This window comes from Quyinboa ferrireducens (genome assembly GCF_042436675.1).
GTDB lineage: Bacteria > Bacteroidota > Bacteroidia > Bacteroidales > UBA5342 > JBHJHP01.
Genome location: NZ_JBHMVA010000006.1, coordinates 1 through 22326 on the forward strand (window position 1 = coordinate 1; position 22326 = coordinate 22326).

Genomic DNA, 22326 nt, shown 5'->3' on the forward strand with positions numbered 1-22326 from the left:
GCTTTAGAAAATCACTGTTTAATAAATCTTTTTTATCCATTGTGTGTCCTCTGATTTGTCAAAGTTATCTCCGATTTTTTTAACGAGCCTGATATGGCTCAAAAAATCAGGATAACTTTTCCTCATTTACACACTTTTCAGGATGCTACCTAAAAAAATGTAGCCTGAGAATTTTTTCTTTTTTGCACATTATCAATTTTTATATTATTTTCATTTATAATTATTCTAACATTTTATTTTTTATGAAAAAGTTGCTGTTTAACGCTTTATTTAGCATTCTATTTTTATGCCTAAATTCTAATGTATATTCACAACATCTTAAAATTTCATCTCAAATTCTGTCAACGACTTTTACTGATGATGTTTTTTCCTACAATCGTAATGAATCTGGAGTTCCAACATTTCATTTATCTTATGGATTAACGTATGGTGCAAGAGTTTCAAGTAATTTTGGATTGGACGTTGGATTACTGGTGTCAAACAATGGTCAAAAACGACAAAATAACAAAACCGGCTCTTACAGGATTTATAAATTAACTTATCTAAAATTGCCTCTTAGACCATATTATGAGTTTAAGAATTTAAAACACCCTAATTTTACTCCTCGTATTTCATTTGGCCCTGAAATTAATTTCTTGATTAATTCAAGAGTTACAGAGTATCTAACAACAAATAATAATGGTACAGATGAAGAAATTGACTTATCTTATGGAACACTTGATGGAGTTATAGATGTAGGCATGCAGCTTGGAGCATATATTAAAGTTAGTCAAAAAACGTCCCTCTATATTGGCTTAGTATTTGAAAGGTCTATAACCCCTCCTTTGGAAGAATCTGAGTTAGTATTTAGTTTTTCCGGACAACGAGAAACACAAACCTTAAGTTCTAAATTTACAAACTTCGGACTTGAACTAGGACTTTCATGGTAAAAGCAATTATTAATTATAAACATTAAACAAATAAATTTGCTACCGTTTCCCTTTAAAAAAATCTATTAGCAAGTCCGCACACTCATTTTCAAGTACGCCGCCTTTTAGTACTGTTTTGGGATGAAGCAGTTGGTTCCCGATTTTTGTGAAGCCACGCTTTTCATCGTAAGCGCCAAAAACCACTCTTGAAATCTGTGCCCAGGAAAGGGCTCCGGCACACATTACACATGGCTCAAGTGTTACATAAAGCGTACAGTCGTTCAGGTATTTACCGCCCAGAAAATTTGCAGCGGCAGTAATTGCTTCCATTTCGGCATGTGCCGTAACATCGTTCAGCGTTTCGGTATGATTAAATCCACGGGCAATAATCCGGTTATTCATAACGATAACCGCACCAACCGGCACCTCTTCTGCATCCTGGGCACGTTTGGCTTCGGCCAGCGCTTTCTGCATAAAATATTCATCGGAGAAAAGTTCAGCCATTGGATCAGCGTTTTACAATCATACGATCCATTTCTTCCTCATCGAAAAGCGTGGGATAATCCAGTTCGAATTTGTAAATAAGCTTTGAAAATATGGACTCACGGATGAAGCTTGATTTATTACGTACTCCATAATCAGAGCAAAAGCGGGTAAACGATTTCATCTCTTCCTCATTCAGCATGAAAGAGATTCGGTGCTTTCTTTTTAGCGTTTCGCGTTTACGGTCCATATCTGTTTCAAACTTATTAATTTCCTATTTATACAGCTAATAATTAACCTTTTGCTTATTCACAAAATATGAACGTAACCCGTAATCAATCACCTATTTAAGTCTCTCAATTAATTCTTCTGATGAAACCAGCGTCTGTTCACCGGTTTCCATATTCTTCAGTGTGAATTTTCCGGCTTCCATTTCAGATTCTCCGGCAAGAATCACAAACGGAATAGCCTTACGGTTGGCATAAGTCATTTGTTTCTTCATCTTTGCATCATCCGGATAAAGCTCACAGTTTACACCAGCAGCCCTCAGTTTCCGAAGGCCGTTCAGACAATATGCAGCCTCTTTATGACCAAAATTTATGAATAAAACTTTTGTAGATGCCGAAGTTTCTTTCGGATATGCATCAAGCTGATTCAGCACATCATAAATACGATCTGCTCCGAATGAAATCCCTACACCGGAGACACCCGGCAAACCAAAAATGCCGGTGAGGTTATCATAACGTCCTCCACCACATATCGAACCGATTTCCACATCGTTGGCTTTTACCTCAAAAATAGCACCGGTATAATAATTCAGACCACGGGCGAGCGTCAGATCCAGTTCAACCGGAAGCGTTAGATTCAATCCGTTGATCCATGAGAATATCTCTTCCACCTCATCCACACCTTTCATGGCTGTTTCAGATCCCGACAAAACTTTTCTCAACGTATTTATTTTTTCATCGGCTGAACCGGACAACAAAATGATCGGTTGCAGTTTTTCAATGGCCTCATCCGAAACGCCTTTCGACTGCAACTCCCTGTTGACATTCTCCAAACCTATTTTGTCCAGTTTGTCAATGGCAACGGTGATATCCACAATCTTATCCGCTTCACCAATCACTTCTGCAATGCCAGACAATATTTTACGGTTGTTCAGTTTTACCGTCACATTCACATCAAGTGCACCAAATACATCACTGATAATCTGGATCAGCTCCACCTCGTTCAGCAACGATTCGGATCCAACTACATCCACATCACACTGGTAAAATTCGCGGTAGCGTCCTTTTTGAGGTCTGTCAGCACGCCATACAGGCTGAATCTGGTACCGTTTAAACGGAAATGATATCTCACTCTGGTGCTGTACCACAAAACGGGCAAAAGGGACCGTTAAATCGTATCGCAGACCTTTTTCTGTTATCTCATTGGCCAATGCCAGAGAATCTTCTCCTCCTTTGACATCATCATTTACCTTATTCAGAAAATCGCCTGAATTTAAAATGCGGAACAACAGTTTGTCTCCTTCCTCCCCGTATTTTCCAAGTAAGGTGGACAGGTTCTCCATAGCCGGTGTTTCAATAGGCAGATACCCATACCGTTGAAAAACTGAACGTATTGTATCAAAAATATAGTTCCTGCGAACCATTTCTTCGGGGATAAAATCTCGTGTACCTTTAGGAATGGAAGGTTTTTGTGCCATTTATTGTTTATTTACTGAATATCATCTTGAGTGCTGCAAGCAGCATAAAAATTCCAAATAGTTTCCGTAACACTCTGTCGGGTATATTTACAGAAATCAATGACCCCAAATAAGCTCCCACGACAAAAATAAGGCTGAGGATTATTGCATTTCTCCAGTTAACATAGCCCATTCTGGAATATTTTAGCGCGGCGAGGATTCCTATTGGCGGAATCATTATCGCCAGGCTGGTCCCCTGCGCTTCATGCTGTGAATAACCCAGGATGAAAATCAATGCAGGTACAATTAATACGCCACCACCAACTCCTAAGGTTCCGCTTAAGATGCCTGCAAGCAAACCGATGGCCAGTAATATTAAAAGTTCTGACATCCTCATACAGAATTTTGTGCAAAAATAGTCAAGATTATTTATAAATCAGAATCAAACATATTTCCTTAAGCTAAATTAAGTGAACATGTCAAGAATAAACATATTTCTTTATTCTAACCTCCTGAGTTTCCGGGTAAACCCATATTAAACCTGGCTCAATTAAAGAAATTAAGGCTCATACGTTAAAAAATCTTTAATTCACTGCGAAATTTACATATTTTCAGCTAATTTTGATTTCCTAACTGAAAGAATAGCAGGATATGAAAAAATTCGGACGTACTCCCATTTTATTGACTCTCATCGTATTTACCTCATCTTTAGTTGCTCAGACACTTAGTCCCAAAATAGCGTTTTCGGAAACAGAACACGACTTGGGAAACATTAAGGAAGACGGTGGAAAGGTAGAAACCGTTTTTGAGTTTCGTAATCTCGGACAGGAACCCTTGATGATTAAAAATGTAACGTCATCCTGTGGATGTACCACACCAACATATTCAAAAGAACCAATTCTACCTGGCAAAAGCGGCCAGATCAGGGCGGTTTTCGATCCGATGAACAGACCAGGTAAGGTACTGAAACATGTCAGCGTGTATACCAATGCAAGTCCTGAACCGGTAGTACTTACACTAACCGGAAACGTTGAAAAGAAAGAACCGACCATATTAGATAAGTACCCTTACAGCTTTGGCAATGTCCGGTTGAACAAGTCACATGTGTCATTTCTTAAAATGAACAAAAATGAAGTAAAAGAGTCTACTGTTAGTATTATAAATACAAATCAGTCGAAGCCTGTTAAGATAGAATTCATTCGTGTACCGGAATTCATTACAGTTACAACTGAGCCACAGATATTGCAACCCAATCAGAAAGGATTGATACATATAAAATATGATGCATCAAAAGCTAAGGACTGGGGATTTATACTGAGTGGCATCTACATGAAACAGAATGGTCAGGTGGATTACAATCATAAGTTATCGGTAAGTGTTACCATTGAAGATGACTTTACAAAACTGACCCCACAGGAGCGCGCCCAGGCACCTGATATCGTTTTTGAAAATACCACATTTAATTTCGGCACAATAAAGCAGGGACAAAAAGTGGAATATGAATTCCCGTTTTCAAATACAGGAAAATCGAACCTTATCATAAGAAAAGTAAAAGCTTCCTGCGGTTGTACTGCTATAAAACCGGAAAAAACAGTAATTGGCGCTGGGGAGAACTCTTCAATTAAGATTGAATTTGATTCAAGGGGAAAATCGGGCAGACAATATAAAACGGTTACAGTAATCACAAATGCACCCAATCACCCAACAGTTGTTCTTAAAATTATCGGAACTGTAAATTAGAATAGTAAAGATAAAAATCTACGTGATCGTTTTTCACACTATGTGGGAGAAGCGATAAATAGCTACTTGCATTTAAATTTCCGTCATATTGCAATAAAAGAAACTCAAATTACCTAAAACGCGAAGAAGTTGCAAAGAGGCGTACATGTCATATTCTGACAAATAAAAACTGAATTGGATTTAAAGTTTTTTCTCAACCGTAGGAGCAGGAAGTGGATCCGGTTTAAAAATTTCCCAGGGCGTAAACGGTCGTTCATTTATGCGCCATTTAAAATTCTCAAGCGTAAGTTGTGCCTGTGTCACCTTGGTTGGGTCCAGTATTTGCCCTACGGGTTTTGGGGACATAATGACCTTCTCAATTTTATTCCCCTTCATATAAATTGTCAGATATGGACTCTCGGCTTTATTGATACCCACAATATATGGCCCATCAATCAGATAATAAAGACTTTCTGTATTCCCGTCCACATATATTTTACGTAACATATTTCTCTCTATGTATCCGCTTATTTTTTTACCTTTTATCTGGTTGAACCGGATGGAATCCACACGCGAAATTAAAAAGGCATCGCCAACCATATCTATCTGCTCTACATGGTCATTTTTGCTGATCACATGTATTTCATCTCCTGTCATCTGGTTATTAAGCGACCACATAATCGGGTTTTTATACATGTTTATCACCGAATCGTAAGTAGAATAGACAATAGAGTCACACTTCCCCTGAATATCAAATCTGAAGAATTTTACGTTATGATACGCCTTCATCAACCTGAAATCATTGGTGTCCGGTTCAAACGATAAAGTATCAGCATGTAGAAACAATGAATCAAATCCGGAATACTGAACAAATAATGCGGAATCCGTTACAAAGGCATAATCCGTTGCTTCAGTAAATGTTCCACGCTTTCCTTTTATCTTAATTTGTTGTAATGTATCAGTAATAACGACCCATTTAAAGGCTTCGCCCTTTTTGTCTGTTCCGTCATATACCAGATGTTCACCTTCGATTATTTGTGCACCTTTTTGTATAAACGAGTTGTGCTTCAATTCTGAATAATTGTTTCTGGGATCATGCCATCCATCCTCTGAATACAGATGTACGCTATCCGTGTATATATTGGTTGGCCCCAAAATCGAAATAATCTCTGTATTGGTATCGTACAACAGCGTATCGGTAAAAATATCCGAGCCTGAAGTTTTTACTTTTACGTCGTTTTTAAAATTTACAATCCCTGTATTAACAAAGTAATATCCTTTAATACTGTTCAGTACAAAAGACGTATCGGTAACAGTTCCTCCATCAAAATAAAATCCGATATCGGTATTCAGATCATAGTCCAGCTTTTCCGTTTCTATAGTAAGCTGGCTGTTATTATTTATCAGTTTTACGTTCCGTCTTAATCTGGCCAATTTGGTATTGCCATCATACAACAGTTCATCGCCATAAATATTAATGCTGTCTGCCTTTATAATATGGACATTCCCGTATGCATTGAACGCATTTTTTTCAGTAAACTGACGGGCACTGTCACAATACATGGTGGCATCACCATCTTCAAATGATACATTTCCAATCAGGTCTCTAACACCGGGATTATTGATTTTATCTTCTACCCACCGATCACAATATTTCAGTGTAACCATCTTACTTTTACCATCTTTCTTCTGGGCAAAAGAGACGGATATTACAAACAAAAACAATGTAATAATCAGATGTCTGAGACTCATTTGCAGGTTGGTATTATTTTACCCAGCCAGGGTATTCGAATTCACAGTTTCTCCATTTTTCATCAATGGAAATATACGTATCCAGCTGTTGTTCCTTAACCCACTCTTTCAGCTTTTCTTCTTTCTTCTTAGCCAGAACCTCTTCCTTTAAAACCTGATAATCATCTTTTAAGTTTGCCTTGTGTGCGTCAATTCTGGATTTAAGTTTGATGATCAGGTAAACCTCCTGTCCCGTTTTCTCAATAATCATCTTAAAAGGCTGCGAAATGCTGTCTACCTGAAGTGTCTGTACCGTTTTAGCTATTTCCTGTGGAAGTTGGGTTATTTCAAATTTTGATGCGCCTGTAGCCGGATTTGCCATTAGTCCACCATTACTTCTTGTTGCATCATCTTCTGAATAATACAACGCGGCTTTTTCAAAATTGAATTTCCCTTCATGAATAAAATCTGTGATACTATCCAGACGTAGAATCGAATTTTGCCTTGCTGAATCAGAAATTTGTGGTTTCAGCAATATGTGCCTCACATTTACACGGTTTCCTGTACGTTCTATCAACTGCATGATATGAAATCCATACTCTGTCTCTACCACTTTTGATACTTTTTTCGGATCACGAAGGTTAAATGCCACATTGGCAAACTCAGGAACCAGCTCCCCTCTTCCGAGTAAACCAAGTTCACCACCTCTTCTTGCACTTAATTTATCCTGAGAATATAAGATTGCCAGTGTACTGAAGTCAAAACCGTTGTTTACACGATCACGAAACTCCCTTAACTGAGCCTTAACTCTTTCTATTTCTTTCTTCTCAATTTTTGGCTTCACCTCAATTTTCTCTACTTCATACTGAGCCGGAATAACCGGGATACTGTCTGAAGGAAGACTATTGTAAAACTTACGAATTTCGGAAGGTGTTGTTGTTATGTTCTCTGTAAGCTTTTTCTGCATCTGACGCGTAAGATCCTCTTCACGCATTACGTCACGAAGATTCTCCTTAATCTGTATAATCGATTTATCAAAATATTCCTCCAGTTTTTCCTTTGAACCGATTTGAGAGATGTAATAATTTATTTGTCTGTCAACGCTCTCAATAATATCTGATTCACTGACTTCCAGACTGTCCAGTTTGGCCTGATTCAGCAACAACTTCTGAATCATCCTGTCCTCAAGCAGTTTACATTTCAGATCTCCGGTATAGGATACACCCTGCGCCTGCAGCCTTTTAAACTGTTCCTCAATATCAGATTTTAATATCGGGTCAGCACCGACAACAGCAATAACTTCATCAACTACATTGTCCTGTGCCTGAAGTGTCATCAAGCCAAAGAGCAGTCCCAGGGTAATAAAGAGTTTATTTATCTTCATAATATATTACTTTCTTATTTTCAATTGCCTCATTTAAAATATCTCTTTTGAATGTGGCAATATATTCCAGTCGTTTTTTATGCTGCAGAATCTTAACAATTTGTGGTTGCACATAGATGAGTGGTGCTGTTTCTCCTGCATCCTTTTCATCAAACACCACGAGATAGTACCTCGATAACGAATCTGACTGCTCAATAGTTACACCCTTTTTGAGCGCACTTTTATTCAGCACATCAGGCAGATACTTTTCAAGTACCGATGCCGGCAACCATTTTTCGGAAAAGTCTTCATATTTGGAGGCATTCTGAAAGCAATAATCTTCAAGCTCCAGTAAGTCCTCTTCCGTCCTGTCTTTCATCCAGGATTTTAAATCATCAATACGTGGAGCATCCAACGGAATTTGTAAAAAAATGCCGTTAATGATCTCTTCATTCAGCTTAAAATTCTCAGGGTTGCGGTTATAGAACTCTGCTATTTCAGCTTCACTGATTTCAGTAGAGGCTTTCTGATCTACCAGGAGTTCCATGTACTTGCTAACAATAAGAGAATTTCTGTAATCCTCCACCATCTTCTCAATGGAAGGATTAGTGCCAACATTAAGTTTTGCCTTTTGAAGGATCAGCTCTTTGTTAACCCACTCCTGAATATATCTGTCCACAATATCGGCACTGTCAGTCGCTTTTGTATTTTGTGGGACCAGTGTTTCTATATCCGATTTTCTGAGTACTTTATCATACACTTTCACAATAACATCACCAGATGCTTCGGGTTCGTTATTGCAGGAATAAAATGCTGTAGCAATAATTAACAAAACAAACCATTTCCCAATATCATTTAAAATGGTTTTATTTATCACCGGCCACTTCTTTTAGTACACTTTTATTGACCTTTATCTTGTATTTCTTTTTGAGCGATTTAACCCATTTATCTTCCAGCTCATTCTGATAATCTGAAGTTACTGCACCACGACATTCATTCAGCTTTTTAAGTTCGCCAGCCGGATACGTTTTTCCATCTACGAACACTACCGGAAATTTCTTGTCTGGTTCAACCTTTTCACCATCCCATATAAACTGGTCTACCAATTTATTCTGCCCTTTCGTGAATGAACCCGGTTCGTACTTAAATTTCAGTTTCTTTTCGTTCAGTTTTTTAAATGCATCACGGATTGGCATATTCTCTGCCAGCAACAATTTCACTGAGTCCATCACAGTATCTGATGTACAGTAAATAATATTCCCGCTGAAATGAGGCTCATCCCATTTATAATCCTTTTTGTGCTTTGCGTAGAATTTTTCCAGCCCTGTTGTATCCTGAGAAGCTTTATCCCAAACCTCCTGAGAACTTATATCAAATAACAGAATTCCATCGTGATATTCTTTCATCAGGTAACGGAATTCCGGATATTTTTTCTCAAGCTGACCGTCTTCATAATCCACCAGTTTTTTATCGTAAAACTGTGCCCACTTTGTTTTAATCCTGTCACTTACATTTGGGCTCTCACCTCTGGGATTTGCGATGAGGTAATCTGCAAAATCCTTCTGGGTATACAGGCTGTCTTCAATTTTTAGTACCGGTTGATCCATACTTCTGGTATCAGCTTTGAACAGACTGTCAGTGTATGCATATTTACCGGACATTGCTACAAACGGTTTAATATTATCGTTGTAAACTTCAATATTATATTCCTTTTTAAGCTTATTGAGAAAACTTTCATGAGCTTTATTTCCCCTGTCATCCTTCAAAAGACGCGCTTTAATCTTATCTTTAAGTTCATTGAACGGCTGCACATCCCTTTTGTCAATCAACTTAATAATATGCCAGCCAAACTGAGTTCTGATCGGTTTGCTAATGTCGCCGGGGTTCTCCAGAGCAAATGCTGCGGTTTCGAAAGGCTTAACCAGCTGGCCTGTTGAAAACCAGTTTAAACGTCCTCCGTTACTGGCTGTTGAATGGTCATCAGAATTCTTTTTTGCCAGATCTTCAAAGTTCTTTCCATCCAGTAGCTGTTCATAAATTTTATCAATCTCTTCTTTTTTCTGTGCCTTAACATCTGCCGGATCATCATCCCTTGCCACCTTCATTATGTGTTCCACCAAAACCTCACCAGGAGATGGCCTTTTATCTGTTACCTTAATGATGTGGTAACCGTATGTTGTTCTGATCGGCTTGCTGATTTCACCAACAGGTGTATTGTATGCTGCATCCTCAAAAGGGAAAATCATCTGGAACCCTTTAAAATATCCAAGGTATCCACCATTTTGCTGAGCCGAAGGATCAGCAGAATATTTTTTTGCCAGTTCTGCAAAGTCTGCCCCATGTTTCAACTGATCAATAATATCCAGAGCTCTATTATATGCTTCCAGTGTATCCGCCGGTGTTTTTCCGTTCTTTATGTCAATCAGAATATGGCTTGCCTCAACTTCTTCATTTAACCTGTCATAAGCCTGTTTAATGTAAAATTCATCCACATCGCGGTCAGTCAGGTATGGTTTGGCCAACTGTTCTCTGTAGCCACTCAGTTCTTTAACGAATTCCGGTTTCTGATCCATCCCCCTGTTTTCGGCCTCAATCACTTTAAGTTTAAATTTTTCGAAGAGGTCAAGATAATCTTTTACGTCCTTATACGTAATACTGTCCTTATCGTTGTTTTTGTAAAATAAATATTCAAATTCCCCTTTGGTAATATCCTGATCACCAATAGTCATTAATACTTCATCAGACTGGGCATAGCTATTTAGCAACAAACCACAGGTAAATAAAATTAAAAGGAATTTCTTCATAATTCTAAAATATTAATATCAAAATTTAACTTACAGTTTTCAAAAAACGATGATGCGATTAAAATCGTATCATCCGCCAAAAATAAAGCCAAGTAGCCAATTTTTTTTATCTGAGCAAAAGTACAAAATATGTTGAAATAGCAAATTAAAAAGTGTTTACAATCATTAATAGAATAGAAGCTGTTTACAGAACGGTTCAGGAATTAAAAACTGAATTGAAATTATCACCTATATTTGCAATATGGCATACCCGTTTAAAGAGATATTGCAACGCTTTTGGGGATATACCTCTTTCAGGGATCTCCAGGAAGATATCATCGAATCTGTTTACCTTAAAAAAGATACGCTGGGGTTGATGCCAACCGGTGGTGGAAAATCCATCACATTTCAGGTTCCTGCCCTTGCCATGGATGGAATCTGCATAGTGGTAACTCCTCTTATTGCTTTGATGAAGGATCAGGTGCATAACCTTCTTAAAAAGGGTATTAAAGCTGCAGCCATTTACTCCGGAATGCGCCGCGAGGAAATTGCAATTACGCTTGATAACTGCATTTACGGGAATTATAAATTTCTATACCTTAGCCCTGAACGTCTGGAAACAGAACTTTTTCTTTCAAAACTGGCACATCTCAACGTATCATTTATTACGGTGGATGAAGCACACTGCATTTCGCAGTGGGGTTACGACTTCCGTCCTTCCTATCTTAATGTGGGGAATATCCGTAAACTGAAACCGAATTGTCCGGTGCTTGCACTGACAGCTACCGCAACACTACTCGTTGTAGATGACATCCAGGAAAAGCTGGGCTTTAGCAAGAAGAATGTCTTCAGAAAAAGCTTTAAAAGGGAAAACCTGGCTTACAAGGTTGAATACTCTGAAAATAAATTCAACAGGCTGGTAGAATTGCTTGTGCAACATTCAGGATCAGGCATAGTGTACGTCAGGAACCGGAAAATGACCAAAGAACTGGCCGAATTTCTGACACGAAATGAGATACCTGCTTCGTTTTATCATGCCGGACTGGATAGCTTCGTAAAAGACAAACGGCAAAAAGCGTGGACAGAAAATAAAAGCAGGATCATGGTTTCCACCAATGCCTTTGGGATGGGAATTGATAAACCGGATGTACGCATCGTGGTTCACTTTGATATACCGGATTCGCCCGAGGCTTACTTTCAGGAAGCTGGACGCGCAGGCCGGGACGGCGAACCTGCCACTGCCCTTCTGCTGTATTCCAAAACTGATGTGAGTAACCTGAAAAAAAGTTTCACCAATGCTTTCCCCGAAAAACGATTTATAAGAACCGTCTACCATCATCTGATGAATTATTTGCAGGTTGCCATTGAGGATGGTATCGGCAGAACCTTTGATTTTGAACTTGGAAAATTCTGTAAAGCTTTCGCTCTGAATGTGGTTCAGGCAAATAATGCACTTAATATTCTTGAAAGATCCGGCCTGATCCAGAACACTGATACCCGCGAAAATAATTCCAGGTTGTACTTCCTTGCCGGAAAGGAAGAATTATTCGGCTTTCAGAATCAGCGACAGGAATATGAGGAGCTGATAAAAACCATTCTGCGTTCTTATTCAGGGTTATTCAGCTCTTATGTTTACATCAGTGAGCAAACCATTGCAGGAAGAACAGGACTATCCAACGAACAGGTGTATCAGTATCTTGTAAATCTTGACAAAGCCGGACTGGTTAAATATATCCCACAGAAAAAAACACCAACCATAACACTTCTGAAAGACCGTGTTCCTGAAAATATCATAACCATCTCCAAAAGCATTTATGAAGAACAGCAGGAACGCATGAAGAGACGCGTGGATGCCATGCTGTACTACATTTCTTCAGATATAATATGCAGAAGCCAGATACTACTGGCCTATTTCGGGGAGAAGAAAAGTAAGCCTTGCAAAATATGCGATATCTGCACATCAAATGGTCAGCAAAAAGACCTGTCCGGTTCAATCCGCAAAGCCGTTCTGGATAAACTGAATCGTACCGGATCAACAAATATAAATGAACTGATCAGGGACCTGACATACGATAAAGAAAAAAGCATGGAGGTGATCCGGTTCATGGCAGATAACGGAGATATTCTTTTGGAAGACAAGCAAATAAAAATAAATTCCTAGAAGCGCGTACGCTTACGCACCCGTGTTGAATACCTTCCGTCGCTTCCTTTCGGGAAACAGGCCACCGGATTTTTACCCAGCTTTTTAAATAATCCAATATTACTCAATTCATACGTCAGTGACACCTCATGGCTTCCGTATGCATGTGACGATAAATTGGAAATCGTTATATCATAACTGTATCCAATCTGTAATCCATCAATTTTATATTTTAAGATAAATACGATGGCATCCCTGTTCAGCCTGGCACTGATCTCATCGCTGAAATTTGGCACTGCCCTAAGCCATACACCAAAGTCAAGCGAAGTATTGTAAATATAAGCTCCAAGATCTATCTGATCAAAACCTCCCTGATGCATGTAACGGAAATTGGCATCAATTGAACGAACCGGGCCGCGGTTACGATCTGCTGTTTTCCATACATTCATTCCACCGAACGTTACAATCTTCATCGGTAACTTAGACTCCTGGTTCGCAAACGACTGATTAGGCTGACTAATATGATCTACTGTCACACCCAGCCACATATCGTTGGAATACAGGAAAGCCGAGGCCCCAAAATCGAAATAATTCTTATTCTGAAGGCCATTCATGTAAAGTTCTGAAGTTCGTGCAGATGTATTAGATACATAATCGTTCAACAAAGCATCGGCGAATTCAAATTTTGAAAAGTCAATGCTGTTCTGACAATAGGCTGCCTGCAAACCGGGAATTACCTGCCATTTTGAATTCATCTGTAAGCGATATGAATACTGTACTGAAAAATTAGTTTGTGCAAGATCGGTTGAACCGGCTCTGTCTTTAAGAACCATAAAACCAAGACCACTGTTGTAATCATCAAGATACATGTCGTAAGATGCAAGCATTGTTTCGTAGACGGTTCCTATTCCGGGCCATTGATTTCTGTAGTTCAGGGACATTCTGGGCTCACCGCTGGAACCTGCAAGAGAAGGACTTAAGTAAGAGGTTGTGGCATAATACTGCGAGAAATGAGGATCCTGACACCAGGCGTGGTATCCGGCAAATAACATTAATATAACAAATGTCAACTTTTTCATCCTGCTTGCCTTCGAAGATCAATTGAAATAAGATGGTCGGCATAATTGCTTTAATTAATGGTTTCGAAACATCAACACATCTTATCACACTTCAAATTTAATGTTTATTTTACATTTAGACAAATTAAGTTAACATTTTATTGTGCCTTATTTAATGTTTTCAAACATTTTTATAAAGATATATTTACATTAATGGCAATAATATTTTCTGACGTACGTTTAAATGGGGTTTAAATTCATCATATTTAAGCAAATAAGCTCACAGGGAATGTAAAATAATTTACATTAAGGAAATATTCAGGCACAATAAAAAAAACCTGTCAGTGACTATTATCCTGACAGGTTTATCATCTTTAATAAATATATACTATTTCAACAACGTTACATCGCCTGTTTTAACTACTTCATTACCATCTTCAAATTCTGCATCCACTTTCCACACATAAACACCCTGCTGACACAATTTACCATTGTAATACCCATCCCAGCCAACATTAACATCGCGGGTTTCAAATACCATAAGTCCCCAACGATCAAAAATGGTTAATCGGTATGACTTTAACATGGACTTATCTACCAGGGGATAAAAGATGTGCGTATCACCATCGGTATATGTACCTCCCTGTGCGCCACTTTTTATTGGCATAAATACGTTCGGATACCTGACATTATATACATCCGATACCTCAAGAGCACTTTTCTGCAACATGGTATCTCTACATCCCTCCTGGGAAATGACAATCAGACTTATATCATATATTCCTTCATGGGAATACCGCTTTTTAGGCTCAAACTCGTGAGACACATCTCCGTCACCAAAGGACCATATATAGTCGTAGCCGTTTTGCGAGAAGTTACTAAACGAGATCTCCTGAGAGAATGAATGCACCACATGCGGCGTCATCAAAAAGTCAGCCTTAACACCGTCGTAAACATTTACCCTGCGCACCAAAGTATCTGCATGACCAACATCGTTAAATACGGTCAGTTTAACATCATAGGCACCTGGTCTGTAATAGGTATGACTTGGATTTTCGTCTGACGACAGGGTACCATCCCCAAAATCCCACAGGCTGGCCACCATTCCCTGTGAATGGTTCACAAACGACATGGTTACCGGTGTACATCCCACAGTCGGCCCTGTAAATTCCGCAATCGGAACCGATGGATTAACAACTACACCCTTCACCTGCAGATCAGAACAACGATCGTCTGTTATATCAACTTTAACATTATAATTACCCCAATTATCATACGTATGAATTCCAGGGCTAAGACTATCAGAAACTGTACCATCACCAAAATCCCATACGAACCGCCAGGGACCTTCATTTGCAATACTGGCATTTATTGTTACCTCTGCAGAAGGCAGCGTAACTTCTGCCGGAAGTATCTCGAATGAGAAATCCGGTTCAGGATACACAGCAATGCGTTTCTTAAATGTATCGGTACAACCGTAACTTGTTTTCGCAATAAGAACCACATATTCACGAAAATCTTCCGATGTTTTGTTCACATATTGTTTTATCGGCATAGCATCCATAGTTGTTGTTCCGTCTGCCAGATCCCAGTAATATTCTGATGCATTCACCGATTTATTCCTGTACGCAATGGTAAACGGACTACATCCTGCCGTATCACAGTCAAATTTAGCAACTACACCTGGCAGCACCTCAAGAGCCTTCTGCGTTCTGCTTGAACAACCATAACTATTAGAAATCCTGACAGAAAGATTATGATATTCCGGCATGGTTGTCATATTCTCAAAGGTCTTACTAAATACAGAATCAGCACTTTCGAACGAAGTTTCTTCTCCCAATTCCCATTGCATTGTACCTGTCCCTTTGCATTCATTTGTAATCACCAGATTAACAGGAGAGCAGCCGGAAATAATATTTGCCTTGAAGCCCGAAACCGGAGTCGGATATACTTCAATTACCTTAACAGCGGTATCAGCCATGCCATACTGAGAATAAGAAAGCAGTTTCACCGTAAACTGTTTTACATCGTTCAGTGATTTATTTTCGAACGTATGAGTCGGATTGGAAGCAACCGAAACCGGTGTGCCGTCACCAAAGTCCCATTCAAAATGGGTAGCACCCTGTGACAGGTTCTTAAAGTCTACCGAGAGTGGCGAACAACCATTTCCTGTATATTCAAATTCGGCTTTTACCAACGGATATACATCCACCGACTTACTCATTTCGCCCTTACAGCCAAAACTGTTTTCAGCCAGCAGGTTAACCTTGCGCACCGACGGAGCCAGCGTTTCATTAATATAGGTATGTTCAAGATCAGAATTATCTTTCCTAACCACAGGATCACCTTCGCCCAGATTCCACGTATAGGTTTCGGCATGATCCGAATAGTTTTTAATCATTACATTAAGCGGAGAAAATCCCTGAGCCGGCAGTACTTCGAAATCCACGATTGGCTCAGGAGAAACCAGTAGTGCTTTTTCAATAGAATCAGAGCAACCATATGCAGATACAGCCACCAGTTTTATGCTGTGCGTATCAATATTTTCTGACATATTTTCGAACGGCAGAACCGGATTCTGACGATAATCAGCAGCACCATCAATATACCATACAAAATCGTTGGCATTTTTCGATTTATTCATATAAATAGCTGTCAACGGGCTACACCCAACGGTATCGCCTCCAAAATCAGCTTTTATCTGTGGAAATACCTCTATAATATCGGTTGAGTGCGAAGAACACCCGTAGCCATTGGCTACTTCAAGCCGTACCTCAAAGTATTTAGGCAGAAAGGATGTATTCTCCAATGTCTGCTTAAAATCAGTTGCACCTGTAGTAAAACTGTTATCACCAACGGTCCACATCGATATGCTCTGACCCTGGGATTTATTTTCAAAATTAACCGTTAAAGGTGCACATCCTTCATTGGCATCCAATGCAAATTCAGGTACGGGAACCGGATGTACCGTAATATCTTTATAAGCTGTATCGGAATACCCGAACTGAGACAGGGCTACCATCATTACACGGTAAACCACAACACTATCCGGATACGGATTTTCAAATACGTGCACAGGGATTGAACTTTCCAGAATATCGGATCCATCACCAAAATCCCACTTATATCTTAATGCACCACTTGATGTATTCCTAAACGCTACGGTTAACGGAGTACAACCAACACTATCGCATTCAAAAGCAGCATTAATCGGAGGAAACACATTCACAGTCTGACTCATCGAATCAAAACAACCGTAAATATTCTGTACCAGCTGCACCACATTGTGGCTCAACGGTGCCGCCGTATTATTAAGATAAGTATGTGTAAAGTTTAGTCCCGGATCATTTAATATGTCCCCGTCACCCATATTCCAGACTACACTTACCGCATCCTCACTCTGATCAGTAATATATGCTTCCAGCGGAGAACCGCCTTCAGGAGTAATATCAAACAATGCGTATGGTGACGGATTAACGGTAATTACTTTTCTAACGGTATCAATAAAACCATATTTGGACTGCCCTATCAACTGAACTTCATATTGAACCGGAACCTTAGTATTGTTTTCAAACCGATGGAATGCATTTCTGCTCATCCATTTTCCACTACCATCACCGAATGTCCAGATAAAAAGATCAACGCCGGAAGAAAGATTGGTAAAGTCCACATCAAATGGCGAACAACCAACAGAATCACATTCAAAATCGACATTCATCGCCGGATAAACCATTACCGTTGACAAGGACGAATCCTCACAACCTTCCGGGGAAATAATATTCAACGTAACATCGTAAGCTTCCGGTGCTGCAGCAGCCAGATAATCATGTGTTGTACTCTGTGCACCTGCAAGTATCTCATCAGGACTTACATCACCAAAACTCCAGTGCGATTCCAAAGCATTAACAGAATTGTTTGTCAGCACAGATGTAAACGGAGACATTCCACCGGAAGTGGCATCAAACACAGATTTCACCATCGGCTTGATCCGGATAGTTTTGGTCATTGTATCCCGGAATCCGTAAGCAGATTCAACACTTAACCTTACATTATAAAACTTATCTGCCAGTGTTTCGTTCTTAAATTCGTAATTCAGAATTTTACCGTAGAATGTATTCACACCTTCTATGGTCCATTCGTAAAACAAACCACCAACAGACTTGTCGACAAAGGATACCTGTAATGGAGGACAGCCTTCCAGCGGACAATCAAAATCCGCTTTCACTTCAGGATATACGATAACCATTTCCGAAGTGGAATCCACACAACCATAACTGTTTTCTGCTTTCAAATCCACAGAATTAGCGACCGGAAGTTGTGTGTTATTTGTGAAGGTATAATTAACATCGTTGGTTGAATTCATCAAAACAGAATCCGTTGCGCCAAATACCCATACATAAGCATCGCCATTAACGGACTGATTTTCCAGGGTAAGATCCAAAGGTGATTTATCATTCAACACCCCTGCCATCCTGGCTACAGGAACCGGATAAACGGTCAGATCCTTGGTAATCTGATCCTGATCACCATATACAGAACGAGCTTTAAGTGTCAACTGATGAACCTGAATCGCGCCAGTATTATTCTCAATCTCTACCGGGAAATGCACATCACCTCTCACAAACGGACCTCCATCAAGCGACCATTCATAAAATACTGCACCCGTAGATGTACTTGTTGCAACTGTGCTCATTGGCGAACAGGATACTGAATCAATATCGAAGTCCGCAATAAGTATTGGGTTCACTGTTACATTATCGTAAATAGAATCACGACATCCGTAAGCATTCACTGTCGTAAGACTGATATTTTTGGTAACCTGTTCAGGATTCACATTTCCAAACCACTTAATTTTAGTGGTTAATGCATAGGCCGTGTCCAAATCGCCATCATCCATATCCCAATAATACACATCACCACCAAAGGTTACATTTTCAACATATACTGTATCGTCTGGATTACTGGTAGCTGTAATATTCCATGCAGCTTCAGGAACCGGGAATATGACAATATCCTTATATATGGTATCCGTAAATCCCCACATCGAAGTTCCTGTCAGGCGAACGGTAAATGTATCCGGTTCACCGTTTGACTTGGAATTCACAAAGTTATGAACCGGGAAAAGACGGGTTTCTATTGGCGATCCGTCACCAAAATCCCATTCAAATGTACCGGCAGGTGTCGAGGTATTTGTAAACTGAACCTCAACAGGAGAACATCCGTTTGCAGGCATATCAAAGTCTACGAAAAATTCAGGGTATACCCTCACCTGCATCCCGGTAGAATCAAAACATCCCGCTTCTGATTCAACAATATATGTCAGATTAAACAGTTTAGGGAAAAAGTCTTTGTTTTCATATAAATGAGACACCGGAAAATCATCGTCTATTTCCAGAGAATCAATATCTCCGTCACCCCATTTAATATATACGTATTCACCATTTTTACTATCATCCGTCAGTGTCAGATTCAGTTTTCCTGCCAACTGATCCTGATCATCAATAAATCCGGCAATCACAACAGGATGCACCTTCAGACTATCCTTATAGTTGCTACTACAGCCATAATATGAGGTTGCATCAAGGTTTACAACAAAAGTTGTATCCGTCAGACCATTATTAAAATACTCTGCATAAACAGTTGGATTAGCACCGGAAGCCAGCGTTCCGTTACCAAAATCCCACTTATATTCCTTGGCACCGCCATCAGCAAAAATGAGCACATTCGAGCTTTCACAAACAGGATTACCTGAGAAATTAAATTCAAAATGAGCCTCGGGATAAACCATCATATAGGTGAATGCAGTATCTGTACAGCCATAGCTGTTCTCAGCCACCAGGTTCACCAAAAAACTCTCCACCTGATTGGTGACCGAAGTATTAACAAACTGATGCGTCACATCAGATTTATCCAACAAAACTTCAGAATTTCCGTCACCATAATCCCATGTATATTTTACTCCTCCCGCTGAACCATTTTCCAACGTGATATCAACCGGACTACAGGCGGGTTTATATGCCGTGTTTATTTTTGCAATAGGATTTGGATTTACGAGCAAGGGTTGACTGGTTGAAGCTTTACACCCTGCCCCGGAAGTTACCTCAAGTTCTATTACAAAGGTGGTATCTTTATCATCAGGCAGATCAAAACTGTAATCAGGTTCAAATTCATTGGAATAAGATGCACCCTGAAAATGCCATAAATATGTTGCACCACCTACAGAATTATTTTCAAAATGCACGTCCAAAGGCGAACAACTTCCGTTGTGATCCATATTAAAATCAGGCACAGGCACTTTGTTAAATGTAATAGCAACCGTATCTGTTGCCACACAACTGTTATTATCTTCTCTCCAGACCAGCTTATAAGTTCCGTAAGTTGCAGCTGTCACTTCTGTCTCTTCATCAAACTGATCATCAAAAGTCAGCGCCCCGGGTCCACTGGCAATAGTCCAGCTTCCTGTTCCAACACTTGGTTGAGCATCAAGTATAATTTTATTATCACATACCGAAGCGTCATTACCTGCAAAGGGATCCGGATTCTTAGTAAAATCAATCTCAACCTCGTCATATCCATTACAACCATTTTCCTCTTCGCTGAACCGGAATATGTACACGCCTTCCTTATTGACTCTTACTTCCGTCATGTCACTACCAAGATCGCTAAAGTGAACACTCCCTGGTCCGCTTACCTTGGTCCATGTAATCACACCTCCTCCCGAAGAAGTTTCAACATCTGTTGTAAGTCCGCAAATAATACGATTCCCACCAACAATTACAGGATCAGGCTTTTTATTTACTCTGATAGTCACAGAATCGTTCATATCACACCCATTGCCATCAATAACACGGCAATACAGCTTAAATGATCCTGTATCAGTAGCTGTGAATAAGGGTTTAGAATCAGGTCCACTCAGATATGCAATATCACCGGACCACACATAGGTATAAGAACCGGACCCTCCGTTGACATTCGTATTCAACTCACTGCTTTCGCCTTCACAAAGGGTAAGTTCGTTAATATCAAAATCGATATCCACATCCGAAACCACTATATTCCTGTTGCGCACAGCAGAACACTGATTATTATCCACAACCCTTAGCCGCAAACTGTAAGTATCCGGAATATTGGTCGTAAACTGTGGATTTAAAACATCAGTAGCCGATAAAGGATCGGTGTCATTCTCCCACGTATATGTATATGGTGCCGTTCCTCCCATTACCGTGTTGTTGAATGTAAAACTGGTGCCCGGACACAAATACGTCGGATCACCCGTTGCCACAAAAATGGAAGGATTAGGATAAACTGTTACAAATGCCCTGGCCTCTGCAATACAATCCCCGGTTCCCACATAAGTATAAATCATCTCATGCACTCCGGGGCCGGAGATATTGGTATTGAAATTACCAACATTAGGATTTGAAAAACCTCCTGAAGGAGAGCTCCAGACTCCTCCACCCGGATGACCTGTAACCCTGACAGTTGCTCCGAGACAAACATCGGTATCAGCAGGTGTATTAAATGTAATTGACGCAGTAGGAATATCCACCACGACAATTCTTGCTGTTTGCGAAACCGGATCATTCCCGGGATACTGGTTACAGTAGTTCCAGTTATTCAGGGTGACCTCAAATTCCTTACCTACGTCGCTTGCATCTGTAGGCGGAACATAAATCGTTCGCGAACGACTATACGGCAGTTGCGGTTCGGTAACCGGACCAGGCAGTTTGTTTACAGCATCAGAAAAAGTTCCGGCATATGGCACGCCATCAATAAATACATCGGTGAGTGTTGTGGCACCCGTTCCGTATTCCCACTGAATCCATCGGCTCTGGTTGTTAATGTTATCTTCTTCCTCTGGCGGAACACAGTTCCAGTCACTCACATCCCTGAATACTACGGTAGTATCTTCACCAACACAAACATAAATTACCCGTTCAACAATATTCAGCTCACCACCATTGGCATTATCCACATCCCAAACCGTAACGTTCTGCTCCTGCACACTACTGCTACATAAACGGCCATCAATTCGTAACCACACCCTGGGCTGATAATTACAGGATCCATCCACAGCATCAGGATAAATATGCTCAATAGTTGCCTGATAATCATCCCCGCCGATATTCTGAACCATTCCCGGCCCTGCCCCATACGGAATATTAACAACCGTTCCGTCTCCCCAGTCCACATCAAATGTTACGGTAGTCGGATCAGCAACTCCCATTACGCCCCGATAAGTAATCTTCCAGTCCACATGAACCGGAGCACAATATTTATCCGGTGTAATATCGTTTGCTTTGGATAAAACATTACATTCCTGGGCCTGAACTTTGAAGGTGAGTATCAGGATAGAGAGGAGAAGCACACCATATTTAATGGCTTTTTTCAATTTTGATAAGTTAAAATTTAACAATATGCTTAAATTATTTAAACTTATGTAAACACAAATTTAAA

Annotated in this window: 13 protein-coding genes; 3 read left to right on the forward strand and 10 right to left on the reverse strand. The window is 39.9% G+C overall.

Features of this window, described 5'->3' with window-relative positions; all coding sequences use genetic code 11:
* Nucleotides 1-242: 242 nt before the first annotated feature.
* Nucleotides 243-929 (forward strand): outer membrane beta-barrel protein, encoded by a 687-nt coding sequence (locus ACE01N_RS10435; RefSeq protein WP_380588173.1) that lies wholly within the window; start codon nucleotides 243-245, stop codon nucleotides 927-929.
* A gap of 39 nt (nucleotides 930-968) precedes the next feature.
* Here the strand turns inward: ACE01N_RS10435 and ACE01N_RS10440 are convergent, their stop codons facing one another.
* The 4 genes from ACE01N_RS10440 to ACE01N_RS10455 form a co-directional block, all read right to left on the reverse strand.
* Nucleotides 969-1412: a nucleoside deaminase gene (locus ACE01N_RS10440; protein WP_380588176.1), complete on the reverse strand. Its 444-nt coding sequence runs from the start codon at nucleotides 1410-1412 to the stop codon at nucleotides 969-971.
* A gap of 4 nt (nucleotides 1413-1416) precedes the next feature.
* Entirely contained in the window at nucleotides 1417-1641 is a 225-nt protein-coding gene (locus ACE01N_RS10445) for a plasmid mobilization protein (RefSeq protein ID WP_380588179.1), read from the reverse strand.
* 93 nt (nucleotides 1642-1734) lie between these two features.
* On the reverse strand, nucleotides 1735-3096 hold the full coding sequence (gene hisS, locus ACE01N_RS10450) for a histidine--tRNA ligase (RefSeq protein ID WP_380588182.1): 1362 nt from the start codon (nucleotides 3094-3096) through the stop codon (nucleotides 1735-1737).
* Between the two features lie 7 nt (nucleotides 3097-3103).
* Nucleotides 3104-3466 carry a sulfite exporter TauE/SafE family protein gene (locus ACE01N_RS10455; protein ID WP_380588185.1) on the reverse strand — a complete coding sequence of 121 codons (363 nt, stop codon included), beginning with the start codon at nucleotides 3464-3466 and terminating at the stop codon, nucleotides 3104-3106.
* Nucleotides 3467-3726: 260 nt separating this feature from the next.
* Between ACE01N_RS10455 and ACE01N_RS10460 the strand changes: the two genes are divergently transcribed.
* Complete coding sequence (locus ACE01N_RS10460; protein ID WP_380588188.1) at nucleotides 3727-4815, forward strand: DUF1573 domain-containing protein; 1089 nt, start codon at nucleotides 3727-3729, stop codon at nucleotides 4813-4815.
* Nucleotides 4816-4995: 180 nt separating this feature from the next.
* Here the strand turns inward: ACE01N_RS10460 and ACE01N_RS10465 are convergent, their stop codons facing one another.
* The 4 genes from ACE01N_RS10465 to ACE01N_RS10480 are packed head-to-tail and all read right to left on the reverse strand — an operon-like array spanning nucleotide 4996 to nucleotide 10692.
* On the reverse strand, nucleotides 4996-6546 hold the full coding sequence (locus tag ACE01N_RS10465; RefSeq protein ID WP_380588191.1) for an OstA-like protein: 1551 nt from the start codon (nucleotides 6544-6546) through the stop codon (nucleotides 4996-4998).
* 13 nt (nucleotides 6547-6559) lie between these two features.
* A complete protein-coding gene (locus ACE01N_RS10470) occupies nucleotides 6560-7909 on the reverse strand; it encodes a peptidylprolyl isomerase (RefSeq protein WP_380588194.1) in 1350 nt (449 codons plus the stop codon).
* Nucleotides 7896-8765, reverse strand: coding sequence for a peptidylprolyl isomerase (locus ACE01N_RS10475; protein ID WP_380588197.1), 870 nt, complete (start codon nucleotides 8763-8765; stop codon nucleotides 7896-7898). The genes ACE01N_RS10470 and ACE01N_RS10475 overlap by 14 nt, the downstream gene beginning before the upstream one ends.
* A complete protein-coding gene (locus tag ACE01N_RS10480; RefSeq protein ID WP_380588200.1) occupies nucleotides 8755-10692 on the reverse strand; it encodes a peptidylprolyl isomerase in 1938 nt (645 codons plus the stop codon). Before ACE01N_RS10480 ends, ACE01N_RS10475 begins: the two co-directional genes overlap by 11 nt.
* A gap of 241 nt (nucleotides 10693-10933) precedes the next feature.
* On the opposite strand from ACE01N_RS10480, the gene ACE01N_RS10485 reads away from it, so the two are divergent.
* Nucleotides 10934-12832, forward strand: a complete 1899-nt coding sequence (locus ACE01N_RS10485) for a RecQ family ATP-dependent DNA helicase (RefSeq protein WP_380588203.1) — start codon at nucleotides 10934-10936, stop codon at nucleotides 12830-12832.
* Here ACE01N_RS10485 and ACE01N_RS10490 read toward each other — a convergent pair.
* Both ACE01N_RS10490 and ACE01N_RS10495 read right to left on the reverse strand, forming a co-directional pair.
* Nucleotides 12829-13890 (reverse strand): PorP/SprF family type IX secretion system membrane protein, encoded by a 1062-nt coding sequence (locus tag ACE01N_RS10490; RefSeq protein WP_380588205.1) that lies wholly within the window; start codon nucleotides 13888-13890, stop codon nucleotides 12829-12831. The two genes, ACE01N_RS10485 and ACE01N_RS10490, sit on opposite strands and share 4 nt — an antisense overlap.
* A 367-nt stretch (nucleotides 13891-14257) precedes the next feature.
* Nucleotides 14258-22261, reverse strand: coding sequence for a PKD domain-containing protein (locus ACE01N_RS10495; RefSeq protein ID WP_380588207.1), 8004 nt, complete (start codon nucleotides 22259-22261; stop codon nucleotides 14258-14260).
* Between the last annotated feature and the right edge of the window lie 65 nt (nucleotides 22262-22326).